Below are 526 nucleotides of genomic sequence, written 5' to 3'. Positions count from 1 at the left end.
AGCAACTTGATGCCCACGGCAAACGTGAGAATTTCGAACGCAATTTTAATCACTCGGTTGCTATAGCGAGTTGCGGCCCACGCGCCTAAACTGCCCCCAAGAAAAGAGCTCAACAACAATACTGGTAACCAAGCCCAGTGAATCGGTGCTCCTGCTTGTACAACCGCGACGCCACCAATACCATTCCAAAACCGTCCGACACAAATCATGGTGTAGGCGCCCGCTTGTTTGTAATCGAACCCACACCAACGCACAAGAAAGAGAGTGACAAGCAACCCAGAACCAGCGGTTAAAGACCCGTTGACGATGCCTATCAACATGATGCCAATACCACCAAGAATCCAACCCAATTGATTGCGACGCTTAATGATTTCGATTTGCCCCAGCTGCTTTTTCAAGCGGGAATAAATACCGAGTGCCAGAATCATACTGCCTAGCATCTTTTCCGCAATACCATCAGGGATATGAACGATGAGGTTTGCGCCAATCACAACACCTATACTGCCAACAAAAATCAAATAAAGGG

At 47.9% G+C, this 526-nt stretch carries 1 protein-coding gene; it reads right to left on the bottom strand.

Going from position 1 to position 526, the window contains the following annotated elements; translation table 11 throughout:
• Positions 1-526, bottom strand: a 526-nt coding sequence (locus R7P64_RS24650) for a sulfite exporter TauE/SafE family protein (RefSeq protein WP_318124266.1), incomplete at both ends; no start/stop codon positions are given.

Origin of the sequence: Vibrio sp. 2304, from assembly GCF_033339475.1 — a bacterium.
Lineage (GTDB): Bacteria > Pseudomonadota > Gammaproteobacteria > Enterobacterales > Vibrionaceae > Vibrio > Vibrio alginolyticus.
Note: the sequence above shows the minus strand (reverse complement) of the source record. Positions and strands in the feature narration are given on the sequence as shown.